This is a genomic window from Halobacillus halophilus (genome assembly GCF_020171985.1).
In the GTDB taxonomy this organism is placed as follows: Bacteria; Bacillota; Bacilli; order Bacillales; family Halobacillaceae; genus Halobacillus; species Halobacillus halophilus_A.
This window is the reverse complement of record NZ_JAIVAL010000003.1, coordinates 26,677-47,741: the sequence shown is the minus strand read 5'-3', so window position 1 is coordinate 47,741 and position 21,065 is coordinate 26,677. Positions and strand designations below refer to the sequence as shown.

Here is a 21,065-nt window from a genome sequence, read left to right as displayed (position 1 = left end):
TTTTTGGTATATTGGTAAGTTATTCCATCAGGAGGAATACTTTGTTGAAAAACGATCAGTCAGATTTAATCTTCCATTTCATTTATCCGAAATGATAGGTAGAGCCTCTTTCTCTTTTCCTATATAGAGATCCTCTTAAAAACTAACGAGAGGATGGACCGGACAGATCAGTAAACTTTCCCAGCAATCTTTGGTAAAATTTGCATCACGACACTAGCCTTATATGTAAAGGAGGCCAATCATTGCGCAAGCATCGTGGTAAATGGATGACAGCCATCACACTCATGGTTATTAGTTTGATGGTATGGCAGTTTTCCAAAGATGAACGTGAAAAGCATCCGCTTGTAGAAGAAGCGGAAATCTATATAGGCGTTGACTACGAGCATGGAGGTGCATCTCCAAAGCAAGGGTTCGACAGCTCTGGATTTATTCAATATATATTCAAGCAAGTCCTGGAGTTCGAACTCCCTCGAACGCTGGAGCAGCAGAAAAATATGGGGGAACAGGTAGAGCGCGATTCTTTGCAGGAAGGTGACGTACTTTTTTTCAGTAAAGACGATGAAGGGCTTTCCCATGCGGCGATCTACATGGGAAAAGACAAAATCATTCATCCTACTGTTTCAGATGGAGTGGAAGTGACGTCTTTTGAAAGTGACAGCTACTGGAGTGGAAACTTCGAGATGGCTAGAAGAATAACGGATGCTCCAGAAATCGCCAGAGAAGAAGATCTGGTACAAACAGCCCTTCAGTATCTGGGAGTTCCTTATCTTTTTGGTGGGGAAACGCCGGAAGCATTTGATTGTTCCGGGCTCATACAGTATGTATTTGAGGAAGCAAAAGGAATTTACCTCCCTCGTTCTACTGATCAGCAGTGGCAGGTAGGAGAAAAGATAGATGTAGATAACATCCAACCGGGTGATGTTATCTTTTTCAGCGACACATACCGGGACGGCATTTCTCATAATGGTATCTACATTGGAGGAGGTCGATTCCTCCATGCCTCGCGGACTCAGGAAGTCACGATCTCTTATCTAAGCGGGGAATACTGGCAGGAAAAATTCACCGGAGTAAAACGGTATAAAGATTTGACGATTCCTAAGGAAGATCCTGTGGTTTCAGAAGCCACTAAGTATATTGGGGAAGTCCCCTATCAAAAAGGTGGAACCACACCCGCCGGTTTTGATACCGCAGGGTTCGTCGAATATGTTATGGAGAAGGAAGGGGTGCCGTTCCCTCGTCATGCCGAAGAGCAATGGGAGGTGGGGGAACCTGTAGAAAAAGATGATCTCCAGCCTGGCGACCTTGTATTTTTCAAAGATGATTACCTGAATCCTGCTTTCTATATCGGCAATCATCAAATCGTTCATGTAACTTTAGCCGAAGGCGTGGAAGTGACGAATCTGAAGTCGAACGAATACTGGGGACCGAAATATTACGGGGCGAAGCGGGTCGACTAGCACTTGCTTTGACATGAACGGACTCATGGTACTCTGTTTTCAACTGTTGTCGTTTTCTTCAAAAAGGAGTGGTTTTATGTATCTGGCCATAACGATTATGTCGATCAGCCTTCTGATTATTATGTTATATCGTTTTCGTAACTCTCTGTTTTCAAGAAACCCAGAAAACCTGAAAGTACTGATAGGGGTTTTTGTCCTTTTGCCCCTGATCATTTTAACAATCTTAGTAGCTGCATTCTTGTAGAGAAGAAGGGATATTAATCATTCACAAGCTTATTAGCTAAAGGGACGGATTGTGGAAGACTCAGTCTTCAAGTAATGGGAGCTTTTCTGTTTGAACTAAAAACAAAGGAAGGGTGCATAGATTAGATGAATGAAGAATTGTATTTAGTCAAACCTACAGTCGAGTTAGAAAAGGAGTACCTATCTTTCTATAACGAATGGCTGAAAAGCGGTGAAAAAATGGTGCCCTGGGTTATTCAAAAGAATCCGGTGCCCTTCGGAGAAATGGTACAATATTTAATCGATCAAGAGAATGGAGTAAAACTTCGAGAAGGATGGGTACCAACTTCAACCTACTGGCTGATTAACGCTGAAAAGAAGATTATTGGAGTCGTCAATATTCGTCACGCTCTAACAGAACTGCTTAGGAACAGCGGTGGTCATATCGGGTACGGCATCCGGCCTTCAGAAAGAAGAAAAGGATACGCGAGCAAGCTTCTGTCACTGTCTCTAGAGAAAGCGAAGGGCCTGGGGATAAACGAGGCACTTGTTGTATGTGACGAATGGAATACAGCCTCCTTTAAAACCATTCTTAACAACGGTGGGCATCCCGATGAAGACTACATAGAAGAGGATGGAAATGTGTTAAAAAGGTTCTGGTTGAAAAAATAAGGCTTACCTTTTCAATCCAATCACCCTCCTCTATAATGAAGGAAACAATGAATAAAAGGTGAGGTAGTTTATGTCTTCATACAACAATGAACAAATACAGCAATACTTAACTAATAATCAAAACAAAGCAAGGCTTCTGGTCAGCTGCAGCGACCAGCCGGGCATCGTTTCAGCCATCTCTACATTTTTGTTCGAGCACGGAGCGAATATTGTGGAATCCAGTCAATATACGACGGATCCGAGCGAGGGTACTTTTTTCCTGCGGATTGTATTTGAAGCCCCTGAGATGAAAGAGAAGGAAGAAGAAATTAGAGAAGCTTTCAACGATATTGGTGAGCAGTTTTCAATGAAATGGAAGCTCACTTTTTTATCCAACTTAAAGAAAACCGCGATTTTTGCTTCTAAAGAAGTTCACTGTCTTAGGGAGCTTCTTTACCAATGGGAGAGCGGCGATTTGATGACGGACATTGCGCTTGTAATCAGTAACCATGAGACAGGAAGGGAGATTGTGGAGTCATTTGGGATACCGTTTTACTATATTCCAGCAAATAAAGATATACGAAAAGAAGTCGAAGCTCAGCAGCTGAAACTTTTGGAAGAGTATGAGGTGGACGTGATTGTTCTCGCTCGTTATATGCAGATTTTGACGCCGGATTTCGTGGCGGCGCACCCATCCAAGATTATCAATATTCACCACTCGTTCCTGCCTGCGTTTATCGGAGCAAGCCCGCATAAGCGTGCTTATGAGCGCGGCGTTAAGCTGATCGGGGCAACTTCTCATTATGTTACAGATGATCTGGATGAAGGTCCAATTATCGAACAGGATGTCATTAGGGTTGATCACCGGAACGGCGTGCGGGATTTAAAGAAAAAAGGGCGCTTAATTGAGCGAAGTGTGCTAACCCGAGCGGTTAAGTGGGATATCGAAGACCGGGTGATTGTACATGAAAATAAAACGATTGTATTTTAAGTCTTTTTTACCATAAAAATTTCAGTTTGTTATAATCTGCCTTTTAAATTATACTAAAGTTAGACAAAATTCATGCTAAAGGTGGAATGAATGGAATGGGGAAAATAAAAAAAGCGATCATCCCGGCAGCAGGGCTGGGGACGAGGTTCCTCCCTGCAACAAAAGCCATGCCAAAAGAAATGCTGCCAATTGTAGATAAACCAACTATTCAATACATAGTGGAAGAAGCAATTAAATCCGGCATTGAGGATATTATTATCGTGACAGGTAAAGGGAAACGTGCGATTGAAGACCATTTCGATAAAAACTTCGAATTGGAAGACAATTTAATGAGCAAAGAAAAATTTGAAATGCTCGATAAGGTAAACGAAACCTCGAATGTAGATATTCACTACATTCGTCAAAAAGAGCCTAAAGGCCTGGGACATGCGGTCTGGTGTGCCCGTAAGTTCATTGGAGATGAACCGTTCGCTGTCCTACTAGGTGATGACATCATCCGCTCGGAAGAACCGGGACTTAAGCAGCTGATGGATCAATACGAAGAAACGCGCTCTTCTGTTATTGGAGTTCAACAGGTAGATGAGGACCAGACGCACCGTTATGGGATCATTGATCCTGAAAATAAGAATGGACGTTTGTACGGCGTGAAAAATTTCGTTGAGAAGCCGCCTAAAGGGCAGGCTCCATCTAACCTTGCGATCATGGGACGCTATGTTCTTACACCAGAGATCATGATGTATCTGGATAAGCAGGAGAAAGGCGCCGGCGACGAAGTTCAATTAACAGATGCTATTCAGCATTTGAATACAATCCAACGCGTGTTTGCTTATGACTTTGAGGGCGCCCGCTACGATGTAGGTGAAAAACTTGGCTTTATCAAAACGACCATTGAAATTGCATTGGAACGTGAGGACTTGAAAGACGATGTGATGGAATTAATTACGGAGCTGGTAGAGTCTAATGAGAAAGTGAAAAGTTAATTTAGTGTGAGAAAGGCTGTCTTTTCGGAGGCAGCTTTTTTGTTTGCTTTTTTATATAATGCCGAATAAATTAATTCCTTCATACTCGTGGTCTTTATTATTTTTTCACTTTTACTTTCATATTTAATGGATCATTTAAATGAAGATAAGTGTTTAAATTCGTGGAATTCCTCGGATATTAACCGATAATACTATAGAAACATTTAGTATTTAGTCTGAGGGGGATTAATTTTGGAAACAAAAAAGAAAAAGAAAAAAGTATGGTTGTGGATCAGCGGCAGTGCTATTCTCATTTTTATAATGATTGGAATGGTTTCTGGAAATACGGCCGAAAGTGAAACTCTTACTAATAAAGTTACCTTACTTGAAGAAGAGGTCGAGAAAAAAGATCAAACTATCGCAGAGCTTGAAGCTAAATTAGCAGAAGCAGAGCCATGGTTTGAATTAAATGAAAAAGAGAAAGAACGGAAGTTAGCGGAAGAGAAGAAAAAGCAGGAAGCTGAAGAAGCAGCAGCTGAAAAGAAAGCTGCCGAAGAAAAAGCGAAGCAGGAAGCTGAAGAAGAAAAAGCAAGAGAAAAAGCGGAGGAAGAAGCCAAGAAAGGATACGAGACCGATACCACGTTTGAACAATTAGCCCGCACACCTGATGATTATGAAGGTGAAAAAGTTAAGTTTTCAGGGAAAGTTATTCAAGTGATTGAAGCGGAAGGAGAAGAAACACAATTAAGGATTGCTGTTGATGATGATTATGATCAAGTCATCTTTGTTTCTTATGATTCCGGCATTATTAATTCACGTATATTAGAAGATGATAAAATTACAATTATGGGAGTATCGCTTGGTCTCTTAACCTATGAATCGACTATGGGTGGAGAGATTACTGTTCCCGCTATTGCTGTGGATCAGATTGAGCAATAGTGTATAAATAATATCTTCAAGAAAGGGCTGGGTTCCGGTGTGTGGGACCCAGCCCTTATTGAAACAGCTGCTAATATTTTCGGTTATTACTGATAATACTGCTCCAGCTTATAGGCTGCCATCGCCAGCTGAAGCTTTAACCGGTCATCGGCTGAATCCAGATAATAACCGCTTCGCTCCTCAATAAGGTTTAAACGATATTTCAAAGTGTGGCGGTGGATGAACAGCTCAGATGCAGTTGCCTGAATATGGTTGTTATGTTTAAAGAAAGCTTCAAGAGTTTGAATAAGGTCAATGCCCTGCTTACTTTTATTTAATAAGCTGCCCATTTGCTCCTCATAGAACTGCTTGAGGCTGAGTCCGGCTTCTTTCATTTGAAGCAGTAAGTGAAAGGCAGCCAGGTCGTCATAGTGAACGATGTCTTTCTTCATAAACAGGAGGGTGTGGAGATCCGCTGCATATTCAGCTTCTACCGCACTCTGATTCAGCTTGCTGACCTCTGCATATGTTCTGCCAACCCCGACCGTGATTTTTATGCGAGGCAGTTTTAGTTTCCATAAACGAAGCAGCGTCCCCGCCGTCTCAAGGCTGTCCTGTTTCCAGTTTTTATTTCTTCCCTGTTTCACTTCAAATAGAATCATTAATCCTTCGAGCCGTTCTCGTATTACAAACTGCCGGCCCACTTTTTCCAATTCCTTACGAGCAAGTTCGTTAAGTAGATCCATGCTTTTCTTATAGTGAATGCTGTCTTTCATGCTTTCCAGTTTGACGTAAAGGATGGCCTGACTTAGGGAAAGATCAAATCCCAGTTTCTTTCCCCGTTCTAAAGCCATCGATGACGTTTGAAAATTCTTGTTGATCAGCTGCTCGAGAAACTCTCCCCGGAGCCGGTGCTGGGTTTCGAATACGGCTTCTTCTTTCAGGTATTCAATGGCAAATACGGCAGCGGCATGCTCGAGCGTACTTATATGAAGCTCGCTCCATTCATCAAGTTCTTTAATCGCAATCAGGCAGCCGTAGTTTTTCTCATTGGCCGAAATAGGGTAGAAGAGGATCTTGAATCTATGCAGCTCCAGTTCCAGGGGGTGCCTTTCTAACTGGCACTTTTCTGATAGATCTTTGTAAGGTAAAGAATCCTGATGTACCATAAGTTCTATTTCATTGATTCTGATCGTTTTATGCTTGTGCACAGAATAGGAAAGCTCACCTGACTCATCCATGATAAATACAGAGATGCCGGTCAAAAAAGAAAGTCGATCAGAAATGCTGGACTTCCCTTCATTTTTTACTACGAGCTGGGTTAATTGTTTATGAAAATCCAGAGAAGAGGAGATTAACTCCATCTGTTTATTGACAATTTGTTCTAAGATACTTTTGGTAATGCTTGAAAAGTTGAGGTCGGTAGGAAGTTCGATTAAAGGTAAATCGTTCTGGTTCGCTATATCCTTAAATGCCTGAGGAATCTGATTCAGATAAAAACCGGTATAGATAGCCGCACCGGATAGTTTCCTCATGCCCAATAGCTTTTGAAAGTGTTCGCTATTCTGATCCAAACCATATCCAGTTGTAACTAAAAACTCCCCTTCCTGAAGCCGGCTGATATCTTCAATAACCTCTACGGTCGTCACCCATTTAATCAAGTTGTGAGTGCCACCTTCTCCTGCAATGAGCCTCGCCGTCGACAGTCCCGGAAGTCGTAAAGCTTCATAAACCGTAATGCTCACGACCAATGCCCCTCCTTATTTCACATCTTTGTATAAAGATCACATCATTCATCTTTTCTAAGAATAGGTATTTCTTTTATCTATTATACAAAGCGTACAATAAAAAAGGTGTGAATTACATGATAAAGACGAATATAAATGAACAGCAAATTAACATAAACTAAATGTAATAGGAAACTTTTACAAAAAATGCGGGCGTAATAAGCTGGGTCATGGAAAGGAGGCAGACAATGAACGATTCATGGTTGATTAAACCGTCATTTGAAGATGTTTATCCAGTAGCTGCTTATGGGGAGGGGGTCTTCATATATGACGAACAGGGTAACAAATATTTAGATGGATCCTCTGGGGCCGTTACCGCAAGTATCGGTCATGCCATTCCTGAGATTGTGGAGGCAGTGACGGAGCAGGCAAGAAAGATTTCCTTTGTTTACCGTTCTCAGTTCACGTCCCAACCAGCCGAGAAGCTGGCGGAGAAATTAAATGAGCTTGCTTTTGATGCAGATGATCCCTATTATTCATTTTTTGTAAATAGTGGATCGGAGGCAAATGAAACGGCCTTGAAGATGGCTGTGCAGTATTGGCAGGAGCAAGGGATGTACCAGAAGCATAAAATCATTTCACGCTGGACGAGTTACCACGGGATGACCATGGGGGCGCTTTCCATGTCAGGACATACAGAACGGAGGAAGCGGTATGCACCCATGTTAGCAGATTATCCAGACATTTCGCCGCCCTACTGCTACCGAAGGCCCAGCCAGGAATCCTGTGCGGAGTTTGAAATGAAATGTGCGGATGAACTGGATGCAGCCATACGCCGGACGGGTGCTGAACAGGTAGCCGCGTTTATAGCGGAACCCATTATAGGGGCTGCTGGAGGAGTTATTGCTCCTTCTGCTGAGTACTACAAACGGATAAAAGAAATTTGTGACTATCACCAGGTGTTATTTATTGCTGATGAAGTCATGACAGGCATAGGCCGGACAGGAAAAATGTTCGCAATGGAGCATTACGGGGTTAAGCCGGATATTCTTACACTTGGAAAAGGGATGAGTGCAGGCTATGCACCCATCGCCGCCGCTCTTGTTCATGACCGGATATTGGAACCCATTCGTAAAGGGTCAAAAGCGATTATCGGCGGTCACACCTATAGTGCTAATCCTCAATCTTCGGCAGTGGCTCTCGCTGTTCTTACCTTTATCGAAAAACACAAGCTGGTCTCTCGTTCCGCTAAAAACGGTGAGTATTTAGTAGACCAGCTGAGAAATATGGCACTTACCACTCCTATTGTTGGAGACGTTCGCGGGAAAGGGATGCTGATCGGAATTGAATTTGTATCTCATTTGTTTACGAAGACGCCATTCCCTAAAGAGCTGAACCTGACCCGGCAATTAGTTGAAAAAGCCCGGGATAAGGGATTGTTGATTTATCCAGCTTCAGCGGGAATTGAAGGAGGCGACGGAGATGCCATTATTGTCTCTCCTCCTCTAACGATCAATCAGCAGGAAATGGATACTTTAATCAAGCTGCTTCAAGAATCTATTCACGAAGTTCAACAGGATTTGATGCTGAAGGGATATATGGGTTCGACTGGATAGGAGGAATGAAGATGCAAAAGAGTAAACAAAAGCCTGTAAATAAAGTAGGAACTATACATGAAGCACTGTCCTATATTCACGATGGAAGCACGCTGATGTTCGGAGGTTTTGGAGGAATCGGAAATCCGCCAACTCTAATTGATGCCATTTTAGAAAAGGGAACCAAGGATCTAACACTGATTGGTAATGACGCTGCTTTTCCTGATATCGGCATCGGACGTATTGTCAGCCGTGGGCTTGTGAAAAAGATGATCGCTTCACACATCGGCTCTAATCCTGTGGCAGGTCAACTAATGACGGATGGAAAGTTAGAGGTAGAATTCTCTCCGCAGGGTACACTCGCTGAGCGAATTAGAGCGGGAGGCGTAGGATTGAAAGGAATTTTAGTAGATGTAGGACTTGGAAGTATGGTGGAAGAGGGTAAACAAAAGGTAACGGTCGATGGAAAAACGTGCATTCTGGAAAAACCGCTAAGAGCAGAAGTTTCCATAGTCTATGCCAAAAAAGCAGACACGTTTGGCAACCTTGTGTACGATACAAGTGCCAGAAATACAAGTCCTCTTGTAGCTATGGCAGGCGACTACACGATTGCGGAGGTCGAAGAAATTGTACCTTCCGGTGAATTAGATCCTGAATGCGTGGTAACACCCGGAATTTTCGTTGATATGATTATTCAAAGTAAAGGGGTGAACTGGACATGGGCATGGGAATAGATCTTCGCAACCGGATGGCCAGGCGTGCGGCTAAAGAAATAGAACCTGGTATGATCGTCAACTTGGGAATTGGCATCCCTTCTCTCGTATCCAATCATATTCCGGCAGTTATGCAGGTTATGTTCCAAGCAGAGAACGGGGTACTTGGCATGGGAGAATCTCCGGAAGAGGGAGAGGAAAATCCAATGCTCTGCAATGCAGCTGGTTTCCCTGTAAGTATCGTGCCGGGTGCTTCTTATTTTGACAGCGCGACTGCCTTTGGCATTATTCGGTCAGGAAATCTTGACATAACTATTTTAGGAGGTCTTGAAGTCAGTGAACAGGGAGATCTCGCTAACTGGATTGTACCGGGGAAACGAGTGCCGGGGATCGGCGGAGCCATGGAGCTTGCTCAAAAGGCTAAGAAAGTCATTGTACTGATGAGCCATGTAAACAAGCATGGCGCACCCAAAATATTACCTGAGTGCCAGCTCCCTTTAACGGCTAAAGCATGTGTGGATATCATCATTACCGATCGGGCTGTAATAGAGGTAACGAAGAAAGGACTTTTGTTAAAAGAAGTGATGGCTCCTTATACAGTTGACGATGTAATAAAGAATACGGCTGCTGAGTTAAAGCTGTCTGATCAAGTAACTACATTATCATGATGAGGAAGGAGAATGGATAGTGGAACTCCACAAGGGCAATATTCATGAATGGCTTCAGGGTTATAGAGAAGAAGGAACGAAACTTCTTCAGCGTCTCGTTCAAGCGGACAGCACCCAGGGGAATGAAGCCGAAGCGCAGGCTGTGGTAATCGAGACGTTAGAGGAACTGGGAATGACCATAGATCGTTGGGATCCAGATGAAGAAGATGTGAGGAAGCATCCTTATTTTGCTTCTTCGAGAGAAAGCTTTAGGGGGAGCCCTAACGTTGTAGGGGTGCAATCAGGTACAGGTGAGGGCCGTTCCATTATTTTTAATGGCCATATTGATGTAGTTCCTGCCGGGGACCGCACCCAGTGGGAGCATGATCCATATAGCGGTAAAGTTATCGGCGGACGGATGTATGGCCGCGGGGTTACGGATATGAAAGGCGGCAATGTCTCCATGCTCCTTGCTCTGAAGGTATTAAAGAATCTTGACATCAGGCTAAAGGGAGACGTTATTTTTCAAAGCGTTATTGAAGAAGAGAGCGGAGGGACAGGAACCCTGGCAGCCGTAATGAAAGGATATAAAGCCGAGGCGGCTCTTATCCCTGAGCCAACCAACATGAAGATTTTTCCCAAACAGCAAGGCTCCATGTGGTTCCGTATTTATGTAAAAGGCAGATCGGCTCATGGTGGGACGCGTTATCAAGGGGTTAGCGCAATCGAAAAAAGTATGATGGTTATCGATCATATTCGCCAGTTAGAAAAACAGCGAAATGATCAGATCAACGATCCACTGTACCAAAACATCCCGATCCCTATTCCGATCAATGTAGGTAAAATTGAAGGAGGAGACTGGCCATCTTCTGTATCAGATCTCGTGAAAATAGAAGGACGTATGGGAATTTCTCCAGAAGAAACGAGCGAAAATGCTAAAGCAGAAATGGAGAACTGGCTGCAACGATTGAAAGATAAAGATCCTTGGTTTGAAGAGCATCCGACCACGCTGGAATGGTTTGGTGCACGCTGGCTTCCAGGAGCTATGGAACAAGAGCACCCTTTCATGAATGCCCTTGTGGGTGAATATCGTAATGTACTTGGCGAAGATCCCGTTATCGAGGCCTCTCCGTGGGGGACGGATGGCGGATTGTTAACGGAAGCAGGAGAAACACCTTCTTTAGTCTTTGGCCCAGGAGTAACGGAAATGGCTCATTACCCAAATGAGTATATTGAAATGGACAAAGTATTTGAAGCAGCAGAAATTATGGCATTAACCCTGATCAAATGGTGCGGAACAGAAGAATGAAATCACTATAAGGATAAAGGAAGAAATGCCGAATCAGGAGTTGTTAGGACAGAGCAGGATTTTAAGGATAAAAAGAGGAAGAGCTGCAGGAATTGCAGTTCTTCCTCTTTTTTAGTCCATTTCAACATCTTCACTCGTTACTACATACAGTCTGTCAGTTTTAAAAGTCTTAAATTCTTTTAAGTATTCACTATGGTAATGGATTTTTTGCTCAATCACTTTATCTAATTTATCCTCTCGGTCAGCTTCCTCAAGAGCATCCCTGGATCCGAGTCTACTTGCTAGCTGGTCAAGAAAAACTTCTTCTTCAGGCGTCTTGGTTTTTCTATTTAATTGAATTTTGAAATCTTCGGTAGGTACGTATTTCTTAGATTCTTCGTCATAACTTACCAGCTTTTCAAGTCCAAAATCTTTGGCGTACGAGAGAATATATTGTGTCAAATCTTCATAGTTGCTCAAGTGATCTTGCTTTTTAGTTCCTACTGTACGATTGGTTATGTAAGCCATTTCCATTAGTAACTGAAACTGTTCTTGTGTACATTTAACGTCCATTCTCAATCTCTCCCTTTCGTAACCAGCCTATTAACATCCTATCAAACTACAGCATATTTAAAAGGTAAAAATGAAATTTATTTTATATAATCCAAAACCTTCCACCTCAGGTCGTCCATTTTCTGGATGACCTGAGGTGGAAGGTTTTGGATGAAGGTATGTTAGAATGAGGTGGTTTCCAAATAGGTTGAGTTAGGGAAAAGATAATTAAATTATAGAAAAGCAGGTGAAGATGTATGACAAATCGAACGCACGAATGGTGGAAGAAAAGCGTAGTCTATCAAATTTATCCGAAAAGCTTTAATGATACGAACGGGGACGGAATCGGCGATATCCCCGGCATCATAGAGAAACTCGATTATTTAAAAGAACTGGGAATTGATGTGATTTGGCTATCTCCAGTCTATGATTCTCCCCAGGAAGATAACGGATATGATATACGCAATTACCGGCAGGTGGATGATCTGTTCGGATCAATGAAAGATTTGGAGCAACTCCTCGATGAAGTACATCAGCGAGGGATGAAGCTTGTAATGGATCTCGTAGTTAACCACACCTCGGATGAACATCCCTGGTTTGTGGAGTCATCCAAAAGCAAAGAAAACCCTTACCGCGATTACTACATATGGAAGGATGGGAAAGAAAACGGGGAGCCCCCTACGAATTGGAATTCCGTTTTTGGAGGTCCGGCCTGGCAGTTTGATGAACAGACAGGTCAGTATTATCTTCACATTTTTGCTAGAAAGCAGCCCGACTTGAATTGGGAGAATCCTAAACTTCGGGAAGAGGTTTATGACATGATGAAGTTCTGGCTGGATAAGGGGATGGACGGATTCCGAATGGACGTTATTAATTTTATCTCGAAAGATCCTTCTTATCCGGAAGGGCTGGAGGGCGATGGAAGTCCTTATTTCATGAATGGCCCAAGAATACATGAATTTTTACAGGAAATGAATAAAGAAGTTCTGTCTCATTACGACGTCATGACAGTTGGAGAGATGCCGGGAGCTTCTCCGGAGGATGCCAGGCAGTACACTGATCCTGAGAACGAAGAGCTGAATATGATTTTCACTTTCGAGCATATGGATCTGGATTCCGAAGGAGATAAGTGGAATTTAAAACCTCTTAATCTAATAGAACTCAAGGAAAACTTTGAAAAATGGCAGACGAAGCTTCACGGAACAGGCTGGAACAGTTTGTACTGGAATAATCATGATCAGCCGCGGATTGTCTCCCGTTTTGGAGATGACAAGACCTACCGGGAGAAATCGGCGAAGATGCTTGCCATCTGCCTTCACATGATGCAGGGAACGCCGTATATTTATCAAGGAGAAGAACTAGGTATGACGAATGCCCGATTTGAAAATCTGGAGGATTACCGGGATATTGAGCTGCTCAATATGTATGAGGAAAAGAAAGCGGAAGGCTGGTCCCATGAGGAGCTCATGGAAGCCATTTATGTTAAAGGCAGAGACAATGCGCGGACTCCGATGCAATGGAACCGTCAGGAGCACGCCGGTTTTACCAGTGGCACACCGTGGCTTCAGGTCAATCCTGCCTATCCAGAAATCAATGCAGAAGCCGCGCTTCAGGATAAACACTCCATCTTTTATTTCTACCAAAAGCTGATCCAGCTGAGAAAAGAGAAAGATATCATTACGGATGGAAACTTTGAACTGTTGATGAGAGAAGACCCTGTAGTATTCGCTTATAAACGAACGAATGGGAATGAAACTCTTGTCGTACTGTGCAACTTTTCTGATCAAAAAGCTGGAGTAGCTGAGGAGTTAATCCAGACCATTCAAGCAGGCTCAGTAGTAGTATCAAATGATCAGGAACAAAAGAACCGAGGAGTTCTGGAACCATATGAAGGCGTGGTTTATTCCATCTAATTATAAGGAAAAAGTAGAAGAACAACTGTGCACTTAGAAATAAGTTTAAGGGGTTATATTGATCTATAAAAGAGGGGGGCTATTTATGAAGCCAGGAGCTCAGAGACTTCGTTTCCGTAATGAAGAAAGGACAGGGACCACATCTGGATTATGTGAAAAATACGTTCAGACTAATTTAGTAACCCTGCCTAAAGAATATGCTTTTGATTTTCTACTCTTTTGTATTCGAAATCCAAAGCCCTGCCCATTAGTTGAGGTGCTTGAAGCCGGTCAAACCGTCCCGGAAATTGCCGATGCGGACATACGCACGGATTTGCCGCGCTATCGTATTTACCGCAATGGAGAATTTTCAGAAGAAGTACTGAACGTAATGGATGTGTGGCAGGACGATTTCGTAACCTTCCTGATTGGATGCAGCTTCACCTTCGAAAAGGCCCTGGTTGAGGGCGGCATTCCAATGCTTCATCAGGAGCAAGAGAAAGTTGTTCCGATGTATAAGACGAACATTCCATTAGAGAAAGCTGGCATGTTTGATGGGGAAATGGTGGTCAGCATGAGAGCCATTCCCAATAATCTAATGGATGAAGCTTTGGAAATCTCTGAACGATTTGGACAGGCTCATGGAAGTCCGGTTCACGCCGCTCACCCGGAGGACATTGGCATTTCTAATCTTCATCATCCTGATTATGGAGATCCTGTTGATTTCGATCCTGCTTCTTCGACACCTGTGTTCTGGGCTTGCGGGGTCACTCCTCAAAATGTTGCACTTCAAGCGAAGCCTCCGATTATGATTACCCATGCACCCGGTCATATGCTCATTACGGATCAAGTGGATCCAAATTACGACAGATAAGTACAAGACTCGTTCGTTTAGAACGAGTCTTGTATTATATTAAATGCCGACCTAACTCCTGGTAAATTTCTATGTTACGATTATGAATACTGTTCAAAAGCAAGGTAAATCATTTTTCTGGAGGTGCAAATTTGAGAAGCGCTCTCAATCTCCTATGTATGTGCTTTATGCTATCGGCATGCTCAAATCATTCAGAAGAGATTCGATTAAGCGGTGAGATTACTAAAATCGAAGGGGACATGGTATCTATTGGGCACCATGAGATTATAGTAAATGATAGCGACAAATATAATGTTGGTCAGCAAGTGGAAGTGGTGTTGATTGATCACACCTCAACAGAAGCGTGGACGCCTCATGAATACGACGTGAAAAGCATTCAGATTTTGAATGACTAGCCGCCCGATAAATGCGTATAATGCATTGTTATAGACTATTTTCAATAGCAATGGTTGTAATGATGCAGCACACAAATCCAAGAAGCATGATGTTCATGACGATATCGTATGTTCTCTGCATTTGTAGGAAGAAGCCTGCAAGCAAGGCTGCTGCACCTATTATTCTCAGGATCTTTAAAATCATGTTCGTTCTCATTCAAACACTCCTATTTAAATAAAATTTATTATTCCATACCCTCGTCTAATATTGAAAAAAACTGGAATCTGAATAAATTGCACCCGTGAAAATGACTAATGATCCAGCCAAAAAAGAGATACCGTAAAGGAGAAAAGTTTATGACACAGTCCGTAATTTTTGATATGGATGGAACACTGTTTCAAACCGACAGAATTTTAGAGTTATCTTTAGAAGATACGTTTAATCAGTTAAGGTTACAAAATAAATGGAATGACGCCACTCCGATAGTTCAATATCGGGAGATTATGGGAGTACCGCTCCCGAAAGTGTGGGCAGCCCTCTTGCCTAATCATTCAGAAGAAGTAAGGGAAGAAGCTAATGATTACTTTCTGGAGTGTTTGGTGAAAAATATTAAAGCTGGACAAGGGGCTCTATATCCTCATGTGGAGGAAGTTTTCCAATACTTAAAAGAGAATCAATACGAGATTTACATAGCAAGCAATGGACTAACCGATTATTTAAATGCCATTGTGGGCTATTATCAATTAGATCAATGGGTGACGGAAACATTCAGTATTCAAGAGATCAAGTCGCTCGATAAAGCAGATTTAGTCCACCATATTATGAAAAAATATGAGATCACCCAGGGAACTTTAGTTGGAGACCGGCTGTCTGATTTCCGCGCCGCTAAAGAAAATGGGCTTAAGGCTATTGGCTGTCGTTTTGATTTTGCCCGTAAAGAAGAACTTTCTGAAGCCGATTTGGTCATAGAAGACTTAATGGAATTACAAAGCATCGAGAACAAATGAATGAATTCGTAGAAAAATTTAAAAGACTTGAAGTAGGGAAGAAGAAACGAACCATCGAATTTCTTCAAGTCGCTGTGATGTGATTTTCATTTTTAAAGGGGGCTCATTTATGCTTTTACTTACAGCTTCAAGTGGTTTAAATATTGGAGATATGATTGTTCAATTGTTTTTCTTTGCTATTTTGTTATTAATCATAACGGGCATTACTTCATTCGCTGTTTCATTTAAAAAAAGAGGAAAACAGTTGGATCGGATTGAACAAAAATTGGATCAAATGAGCGACAGAAATAATAAGTGAAATACTTCTACTCTTAACTTGTCAATAATCCGGGAAAGCACTTCGAATCATTCGAAGTGCTTTTATTCTAATGTGAGTTAAATAAATATTCCGAGCCATACGGCATTGACCATTGCTAAAATAAGAATGATCTTTTCGTAGGCCGAAACTTGTTCATAATCATGCATGCTCATTTTAAAGATTAAATAAATAGAAGCTCCAGCCATTGCTACTACGCCGAGAGCAGCCACCCCTCGATCTGCACCGAGCCAAAAAGCACATAGAACTGTAAAAGTGAAATACATTAATGCTGGGAGACGAGCGTAAGCGATACCTAAGCGATCTGCGGCCCAAACGACACTCGTCTGCTTCATAGGTGTTGCTTTTTTATCGGCCTCCCGATCGGGGATGTGGTGAACCATTACCCAGGCTATGCAAAAAAGAGCATTTATGACAGCATTCTGCATGACCCATTCCGGCAGAGAATCAAGTGTGAGCCACGCACCGGCAAGGCCGAGGAAGAGAACAGACGGGAAGGTTGATAGCCATTCACCTAAAAATGGGCGGTAGCTGAATTGAAGCGGTGGCAGCGAATAGGACACAGCCCCCCATACTCCTACTGCGAGTAAAATCCCGAGTTTTGGATACCCGGATATAAACAGAAGAATGATGGTTAGACCTAAAAGCAGTAGCAGCCCTTTGCCAATTTTCCAGAGGTTGGCTGATGATATAAAGCCAGATTGAATAACGCGGCTTCCGCCCGATAATATAGCAGGGCTGTATGAATCGGTGCCGGAGAGATCGTCTACATAATCGTTCAGGATATGAGTGAGAATGCCATGGATGAGGAAGGCGCCAAAGATTAATAGAAGGAATAAAATCATAAGCTGATTGGTAGAGAAGGTGAAATACAAATACAAAGGAAGAACAGTAGAAACAATGGTAGCGACACTGGAGGAGACGACGGCAATAGAGCGCATTAAGAGCCAGACTCCTTTAAGGTTGTACAAGGCTTGCTTCTGCATGTGGGAGAACTCCTTTAATAATAGAAAGTATTCTTCTATTATAAGGGAAGTTCAAAAAGGAAGAAATAGCCATTCGTAGAAATATAGAATCATCATCGAATCGAAGTTTATGGATAATTATGTTAACTTATAGGTAGTAAGTCAGATAAGTATGGAGGGGCTGGTCAGATAAACTCTGGTATAGAAAGAGCTGGATTTAAAATTAGAGGGAAAAGCTGGACCAAAGGATTCAGGAGGAGATTACTTGTTTGCTAATATTCTGTGGGGATTATTTTTAATTGGGTTTGTAGCCATGATGATTTATCTCGATAAACGAAAGCAGAAGAAACAATATGATACTCATGGAATGAAAAAGGGAGAGAAAACGGAAAAAGAAAAAGAAGTGGACAGGGCAATTGAAAAAGAGAAATCCTTTAGAGGCGGTCCTCCTGGTCCTCCTTCTGGAGGCGGAGGTGGATTCTAATGTTTACGAGAGGAGAGATGATCCATGTAGTAGTATCCATTATTGTAATAGGAGCCCTGGTTGGGTCTGTAATCTTTACGGTTAAGAAGAGAAAAAAGCTGGGTTATACGGACTTCAAAAGTGCATTAACACCTATTTGCTTTTATCTGATCGCGGTAACCCAGCTTATGGCGTACTGGTTTGATCTTCTTGGCCTTATCAGTTGGGGCATTACCATGGGACTCTTACTCCTTGGTGCATACTTTACTAAGTTTTCGATCCAGACTGAAAAGAAAATATTAAGGCAATAGAAGTGGTGATAATATTGCTTCTCTCTTAGTTATTCATAACTTTTTCACACGAAAATTACTTTGCAGCACAGGCCAATTTTGAGGAAAAGGACTCCCGAGAACCCAGTAACTCGCCCCCCTCAGTCCATAAATTTTGATGGTATCGTATTTTGCTTGAACACTTCGAGCATCCTCAAACCATACTTCGTGCTCCTGCCCGTTGTTATCCATATAGCGGAAGAAGGGAGATTGGAATTCTTCATTATACTGAATAGCCACTCCATAGTTTGCAGCTAACTGCACGGCTTCCACCGGACTGACGGTTCGGGCGAGCGTTCCTTCCACCCAGGGGATCTTCCAGTCGCGTCCATAGAGCGGCATCCCCATTAGTATTTTATTTCTGGGAATAACGGTTACAGCGTAATCAAGCACCTCTCTCACTTTGTTAATCGGTGCAATCGCCCACGGTCTTCCTCCGGCCCAGCCCCACTCATAGGTCATAAGAACAATGAAATCTACAATGGTAGCCTGGGTTTCATAATCATGAGCTTCATAGAGTAATCCCTGTTGGTCAGCGCTAATTTTAGGAGCAAGGGCCGTTGAGACGATAAAACCTTGAGGTCGCAATCTGTCAGTTAAACGGCGCAAGAAATCATTGTAATTCTCCCGATCTGTTTGATACACGTATTCAAAATCAACATTCACCCCTCTGTACCCTTTTTGACCCATCACTTCCAGCAAATTCGTGATCAGTGTATCTTGAAGTTGTGAATCTCTAAGAAGAGCAGCAGCCAAATCAGAATCAAAGGATCCCCCCGAAAAGTTAGTGAGGACGAGAAGCGGTAGTGCTCCAGTAGAAGCAGCAGCATCCAGCACAGGCTGTTCATCTCGTTCTGTTATACTTCCATCTGACTGAATGGAATACATAAATAGCGAAAGATAGGTAAAGTTTCGGCCGAGCGACCGGACTTCCTGACTCCCGGATACATTGAGCTTAGTCGTGTACGCATTTATTTCGATTAAAGGGCGAGGCAGTGCTGGAATTCTTAATGTCTGCCCCGGATAAATGAGAGCAGGATTTGCGATCGAATTTACCTGCACCAGTTGATTAACTCTAGTACCATAACGAGAAGCAATGCTCCATAAATTTTCACCAGGCTGCACCTCATGAGAAAAGTATGGAAAGATCAACATCTCGCCCGCATAAATTTGTGCAGGGTTCGTAATATTATTCACTTCAGCTAACTCTTCAATTGTTACGCCGATGCGCTGAGCAATGGCATATACACTATCCCCCTGCTGCACCACATATTCACGAACCGGGTCAGGAATCACAAGGCTCTGTCCAATGACGAGAGTATCAGGGTTGTTCAGCTGGTTGAGAAGAACAATCTGATTCATATCAGATCCATATTTTTGTGAAATTCTCCATAACGACTCTCCTTGCTGCACCACATGAATTTGCATAGCCACGCTCCTTCGTTATTGTCACTATATATCATGTTATTCAAAATAGACATGTCCTAGTTTTAAGCTTTACTTATAGCTGAGGAAAACAAAAGTATGATTTCCCTACACCAATATCCACAGTTTTGATACCAATATGTTTCGTATTCGTAAAATTGCTCATAGAATAGAAGTTCTTTTTCAGAAAAGGTAGGACATCTGTGGAGATTGTTGCTGCTTTCAGCGTAATCGGATTAGCAGTGGTCGCAGATTTCGAAAACGCAGGGGATGGATGAAGAAGTGGAGGTTCACTAGTACCATCACTCCTATACTAATTGAATACAATGTAAATTATATCCTTATATGCCAAAGTATGTTTGAAATATCATAAGAAAGGAAAGAGGTAAGAGATTCATATTTATCTCGAATGGAGGACAATTATGGCAAAACAGAAGGTGAAGAATCGATGGCTGATCGCTTTATGTGCGGTAGGGATACATATTTCCATTGGTTCCGTGTATGCGTGGAGTAATTTTACCAATCCATTAATAGAGGAATTTGGGTGGAGTTCATCGCAAGTACAATTTACATTTAGTTTAGCTATCTTATTTTTAGGATTATCTGCTGCATTTCTTGGCTGGTTTGTGGAAAAGTATGGCCCGCGCGTAGCTGGTATTACGGCTGCTATATTCTTTGGAATTGGAGTATTCGGCTCAGGATTTGCTGTTAATCTCGGGTCACTGTGGGCGCTCTATTTATTTTATGGAGTACTTGGAGGCATTGGACTTGGTGTGGGTTACATAGCACCTGTCTCTACATTGGTTAAATGGTTCCCTGACCGACGCGGACTTGCAACCGGCATGGCTATTATGGGCTTTGGTTTTGCTGCCGCAATTGCCAGCCCAGTAATGAACTGGCTAATCGGATCAGTAGGTATTGCTATGACGTTTTATATTTTAGGAGCTTCCTATTTTGTTATTATGATTCTATCTTCTCTCTACATGGCACGTCCGCCAGAAGGATGGACGCCGGAAGGCTATGATGACTCCGAGGAAGAGGATGTTGATAAGATGGACCTTGCATTCATCGGAGCCAAGGAAGCCTTGAAGAAGAAGCGTTTCTATTATCTATGGATTATGCTGTTTATTAATGTTACCTGTGGAATCGCTGTAATATCCGCTGCAAAACCGCTTGCGGAAAACAGCGTAGGGATGACCTCAGCAGCGGCTGCTTCTCTAGTAGGAATTATGGGACTTTTTAATGGTGGCGGGCGAATTGCCTGGGCTACAGCATCCGATTATATTGGACGTTCCACCACTTATTTGATTTTCTTTGCTATTCAAATCGTATTGTTCATCGTGTTGCCTATGACGACATCGGTTACGCTGTTTGTTATTTTCTTTGGGATTATTTATACGTGTTATGGAGGAGGATTCTCAACCATTCCTGCCTTCATCGGCGACTTATTTGGAACGAAGGAACTCGGAGCTATTCACGGTTATATCTTAACCGCATGGGCGGCGGCCGGCTTAGTAGGTCCATCTTTTGCCGCATTCATGAGAGATACAGTGGGCAGTTATGAAAGTAGTTTGATTTATTTTGCTGGTTTGTTCGTCGTTGCTTTGATTGTTTCAATTCTAACGAAAGTGGATATCCGCCGCTTAAAGGCGAACATCAGACATTCAGAAGATCAGCGAAAAGCTCAATAACAGGAATC

Annotated in this window: 23 protein-coding genes; 18 read left to right on the top strand and 5 right to left on the bottom strand. The window is 42.5% G+C overall.

What is annotated here, in order from left to right:
- Positions 1 to 242 precede the first annotated feature (242 nt).
- From LCM11_RS07035 to LCM11_RS07010, 6 genes are all read left to right on the top strand, one after another.
- Positions 243 to 1,457 (top strand): C40 family peptidase, encoded by a 1,215-nt coding sequence (locus LCM11_RS07035; protein ID WP_224893540.1) that lies wholly within the window; start codon positions 243 to 245, stop codon positions 1,455 to 1,457.
- 76 nt (positions 1,458 to 1,533) lie between these two features.
- Positions 1,534 to 1,701 carry a hypothetical protein gene (locus LCM11_RS07030; protein ID WP_224893539.1) on the top strand — a complete coding sequence of 56 codons (168 nt, stop codon included), beginning with the start codon at positions 1,534 to 1,536 and terminating at the stop codon, positions 1,699 to 1,701.
- A 125-nt stretch (positions 1,702 to 1,826) separates the two neighbouring features.
- Positions 1,827 to 2,351 carry a GNAT family N-acetyltransferase gene (locus tag LCM11_RS07025; protein WP_224893538.1) on the top strand — a complete coding sequence of 175 codons (525 nt, stop codon included), beginning with the start codon at positions 1,827 to 1,829 and terminating at the stop codon, positions 2,349 to 2,351.
- 70 nt (positions 2,352 to 2,421) lie between these two features.
- Positions 2,422 to 3,321, top strand: a complete 900-nt coding sequence (purU, locus tag LCM11_RS07020; protein WP_224893537.1) for a formyltetrahydrofolate deformylase — start codon at positions 2,422 to 2,424, stop codon at positions 3,319 to 3,321.
- 95 nt (positions 3,322 to 3,416) lie between these two features.
- A complete protein-coding gene (galU, locus tag LCM11_RS07015) occupies positions 3,417 to 4,301 on the top strand; it encodes a UTP--glucose-1-phosphate uridylyltransferase GalU (RefSeq protein ID WP_224893536.1) in 885 nt (294 codons plus the stop codon).
- Between the two features lie 231 nt (positions 4,302 to 4,532).
- The gene (locus LCM11_RS07010) at positions 4,533 to 5,219 is read left to right on the top strand and encodes a toxin regulator (RefSeq protein ID WP_224893535.1); all 687 of its coding nucleotides are present in this window, start codon (positions 4,533 to 4,535) and stop codon (positions 5,217 to 5,219) included.
- A gap of 86 nt (positions 5,220 to 5,305) precedes the next feature.
- On the opposite strand, the gene LCM11_RS07005 is transcribed toward LCM11_RS07010, so the two are convergent.
- Positions 5,306 to 6,943, bottom strand: coding sequence for a PucR family transcriptional regulator (locus LCM11_RS07005; protein ID WP_224893534.1), 1,638 nt, complete (start codon positions 6,941 to 6,943; stop codon positions 5,306 to 5,308).
- A gap of 230 nt (positions 6,944 to 7,173) precedes the next feature.
- On the opposite strand from LCM11_RS07005, the gene LCM11_RS07000 reads away from it, so the two are divergent.
- Genes LCM11_RS07000 through LCM11_RS06985 form a run of 4 tightly spaced genes read left to right on the top strand, consistent with a single transcriptional unit; the run spans position 7,174 to position 11,189 of the window.
- The gene (locus LCM11_RS07000) at positions 7,174 to 8,541 is read left to right on the top strand and encodes an aspartate aminotransferase family protein (protein WP_224893533.1); all 1,368 of its coding nucleotides are present in this window, start codon (positions 7,174 to 7,176) and stop codon (positions 8,539 to 8,541) included.
- Between the two features lie 11 nt (positions 8,542 to 8,552).
- The gene (locus tag LCM11_RS06995; protein ID WP_224893532.1) at positions 8,553 to 9,254 is read left to right on the top strand and encodes a CoA transferase subunit A; all 702 of its coding nucleotides are present in this window, start codon (positions 8,553 to 8,555) and stop codon (positions 9,252 to 9,254) included.
- Positions 9,239 to 9,901 (top strand): 3-oxoacid CoA-transferase subunit B, encoded by a 663-nt coding sequence (locus LCM11_RS06990; RefSeq protein WP_224893531.1) that lies wholly within the window; start codon positions 9,239 to 9,241, stop codon positions 9,899 to 9,901. The genes LCM11_RS06995 and LCM11_RS06990 overlap by 16 nt, the downstream gene beginning before the upstream one ends.
- Positions 9,902 to 9,920: 19 nt before the next feature.
- Positions 9,921 to 11,189: a peptidase gene (locus LCM11_RS06985; protein WP_224893530.1), complete on the top strand. Its 1,269-nt coding sequence runs from the start codon at positions 9,921 to 9,923 to the stop codon at positions 11,187 to 11,189.
- A gap of 111 nt (positions 11,190 to 11,300) precedes the next feature.
- On the opposite strand, the gene LCM11_RS06980 is transcribed toward LCM11_RS06985, so the two are convergent.
- Positions 11,301 to 11,741, bottom strand: a complete 441-nt coding sequence (locus LCM11_RS06980) for a hypothetical protein (RefSeq protein WP_224893529.1) — start codon at positions 11,739 to 11,741, stop codon at positions 11,301 to 11,303.
- Positions 11,742 to 11,977: 236 nt separating this feature from the next.
- On the opposite strand from LCM11_RS06980, the gene LCM11_RS06975 reads away from it, so the two are divergent.
- The 3 genes from LCM11_RS06975 (at position 11,978) to LCM11_RS06965 (ending at position 14,881) form a co-directional block, all read left to right on the top strand.
- On the top strand, positions 11,978 to 13,633 hold the full coding sequence (locus tag LCM11_RS06975; RefSeq protein WP_224893528.1) for a glycoside hydrolase family 13 protein: 1,656 nt from the start codon (positions 11,978 to 11,980) through the stop codon (positions 13,631 to 13,633).
- 85 nt (positions 13,634 to 13,718) lie between these two features.
- The gene (locus LCM11_RS06970; RefSeq protein ID WP_224893527.1) at positions 13,719 to 14,486 is read left to right on the top strand and encodes a putative hydro-lyase; all 768 of its coding nucleotides are present in this window, start codon (positions 13,719 to 13,721) and stop codon (positions 14,484 to 14,486) included.
- A gap of 131 nt (positions 14,487 to 14,617) precedes the next feature.
- A complete protein-coding gene (locus LCM11_RS06965; RefSeq protein WP_224893526.1) occupies positions 14,618 to 14,881 on the top strand; it encodes a hypothetical protein in 264 nt (87 codons plus the stop codon).
- A gap of 28 nt (positions 14,882 to 14,909) precedes the next feature.
- Here LCM11_RS06965 and LCM11_RS06960 read toward each other — a convergent pair whose 3' ends face one another.
- Positions 14,910 to 15,077 (bottom strand): hypothetical protein, encoded by a 168-nt coding sequence (locus LCM11_RS06960; protein ID WP_224893525.1) that lies wholly within the window; start codon positions 15,075 to 15,077, stop codon positions 14,910 to 14,912.
- 140 nt (positions 15,078 to 15,217) lie between these two features.
- Between LCM11_RS06960 and LCM11_RS06955 the strand changes: the two genes are divergently transcribed.
- Together LCM11_RS06955 and LCM11_RS06950 are read left to right on the top strand one after the other, a co-directional pair.
- Positions 15,218 to 15,868: an HAD hydrolase-like protein gene (locus LCM11_RS06955; RefSeq protein WP_224893524.1), complete on the top strand. Its 651-nt coding sequence runs from the start codon at positions 15,218 to 15,220 to the stop codon at positions 15,866 to 15,868.
- A gap of 109 nt (positions 15,869 to 15,977) precedes the next feature.
- On the top strand, positions 15,978 to 16,166 hold the full coding sequence (locus tag LCM11_RS06950) for a hypothetical protein (RefSeq protein WP_224893523.1): 189 nt from the start codon (positions 15,978 to 15,980) through the stop codon (positions 16,164 to 16,166).
- Between the two features lie 77 nt (positions 16,167 to 16,243).
- On the opposite strand, the gene LCM11_RS06945 is transcribed toward LCM11_RS06950, so the two are convergent.
- A complete protein-coding gene (locus tag LCM11_RS06945) occupies positions 16,244 to 17,170 on the bottom strand; it encodes a prenyltransferase (RefSeq protein ID WP_224893522.1) in 927 nt (308 codons plus the stop codon).
- Positions 17,171 to 17,414: 244 nt separating this feature from the next.
- Here LCM11_RS06945 and LCM11_RS06940 point away from each other — a divergent pair, with 244 nt between their 5' ends.
- Together LCM11_RS06940 and LCM11_RS06935 are read left to right on the top strand one after the other, a co-directional pair.
- Positions 17,415 to 17,633 (top strand): hypothetical protein, encoded by a 219-nt coding sequence (locus LCM11_RS06940; RefSeq protein WP_224893521.1) that lies wholly within the window; start codon positions 17,415 to 17,417, stop codon positions 17,631 to 17,633.
- Entirely contained in the window at positions 17,633 to 17,923 is a 291-nt protein-coding gene (locus LCM11_RS06935; RefSeq protein WP_224893520.1) for a hypothetical protein, read from the top strand. Before LCM11_RS06940 ends, LCM11_RS06935 begins: the two co-directional genes overlap by 1 nt.
- 33 nt (positions 17,924 to 17,956) lie before the next feature.
- Here the strand turns inward: LCM11_RS06935 and LCM11_RS06930 are convergent, their stop codons facing one another.
- The gene (locus LCM11_RS06930) at positions 17,957 to 19,369 is read right to left on the bottom strand and encodes a LysM peptidoglycan-binding domain-containing protein (protein ID WP_224893519.1); all 1,413 of its coding nucleotides are present in this window, start codon (positions 19,367 to 19,369) and stop codon (positions 17,957 to 17,959) included.
- A 419-nt stretch (positions 19,370 to 19,788) separates the two neighbouring features.
- Here LCM11_RS06930 and LCM11_RS06925 point away from each other — a divergent pair, with 419 nt between their 5' ends.
- Positions 19,789 to 21,057, top strand: coding sequence for an OFA family MFS transporter (locus tag LCM11_RS06925; RefSeq protein WP_224893518.1), 1,269 nt, complete (start codon positions 19,789 to 19,791; stop codon positions 21,055 to 21,057).
- Positions 21,058 to 21,065 lie beyond the last annotated feature (8 nt).

Bases quoted from the DNA above. Each gene is read 5' to 3' on its own strand.
- LCM11_RS06995 (WP_224893532.1), top strand. From the start codon at position 8,553: ATGCAAAAGAGTAAACAAAAGCCTGTAAATAAAGTAGGAACTATACAT.
- LCM11_RS06975 (WP_224893528.1), top strand. From the start codon at position 11,978: ATGACAAATCGAACGCACGAATGGTGGAAGAAAAGCGTAGTCTATCAA.
- LCM11_RS07030 (WP_224893539.1), top strand. From the start codon at position 1,534: ATGTATCTGGCCATAACGATTATGTCGATCAGCCTTCTGATTATTATG.
- LCM11_RS06990 (WP_224893531.1), top strand. From the start codon at position 9,239: ATGGGCATGGGAATAGATCTTCGCAACCGGATGGCCAGGCGTGCGGCT.
- LCM11_RS07000 (WP_224893533.1), top strand. From the start codon at position 7,174: ATGAACGATTCATGGTTGATTAAACCGTCATTTGAAGATGTTTATCCA.
- LCM11_RS06950 (WP_224893523.1), top strand. From the start codon at position 15,978: ATGCTTTTACTTACAGCTTCAAGTGGTTTAAATATTGGAGATATGATT.
- LCM11_RS06955 (WP_224893524.1), top strand. From the start codon at position 15,218: ATGACACAGTCCGTAATTTTTGATATGGATGGAACACTGTTTCAAACC.
- galU (WP_224893536.1), top strand. From the start codon at position 3,417: ATGGGGAAAATAAAAAAAGCGATCATCCCGGCAGCAGGGCTGGGGACG.
- LCM11_RS06980 (WP_224893529.1), bottom strand. From the start codon at position 11,741: ATGGACGTTAAATGTACACAAGAACAGTTTCAGTTACTAATGGAAATG.
- LCM11_RS06970 (WP_224893527.1), top strand. From the start codon at position 13,719: ATGAAGCCAGGAGCTCAGAGACTTCGTTTCCGTAATGAAGAAAGGACA.
- LCM11_RS06925 (WP_224893518.1), top strand. From the start codon at position 19,789: ATGGCAAAACAGAAGGTGAAGAATCGATGGCTGATCGCTTTATGTGCG.
- purU (WP_224893537.1), top strand. From the start codon at position 2,422: ATGTCTTCATACAACAATGAACAAATACAGCAATACTTAACTAATAAT.
- LCM11_RS07025 (WP_224893538.1), top strand. From the start codon at position 1,827: ATGAATGAAGAATTGTATTTAGTCAAACCTACAGTCGAGTTAGAAAAG.
- LCM11_RS06930 (WP_224893519.1), bottom strand. From the start codon at position 19,369: ATGCAAATTCATGTGGTGCAGCAAGGAGAGTCGTTATGGAGAATTTCA.
- LCM11_RS06945 (WP_224893522.1), bottom strand. From the start codon at position 17,170: ATGCAGAAGCAAGCCTTGTACAACCTTAAAGGAGTCTGGCTCTTAATG.
- LCM11_RS06960 (WP_224893525.1), bottom strand. From the start codon at position 15,077: ATGAGAACGAACATGATTTTAAAGATCCTGAGAATAATAGGTGCAGCA.
- LCM11_RS06935 (WP_224893520.1), top strand. From the start codon at position 17,633: ATGTTTACGAGAGGAGAGATGATCCATGTAGTAGTATCCATTATTGTA.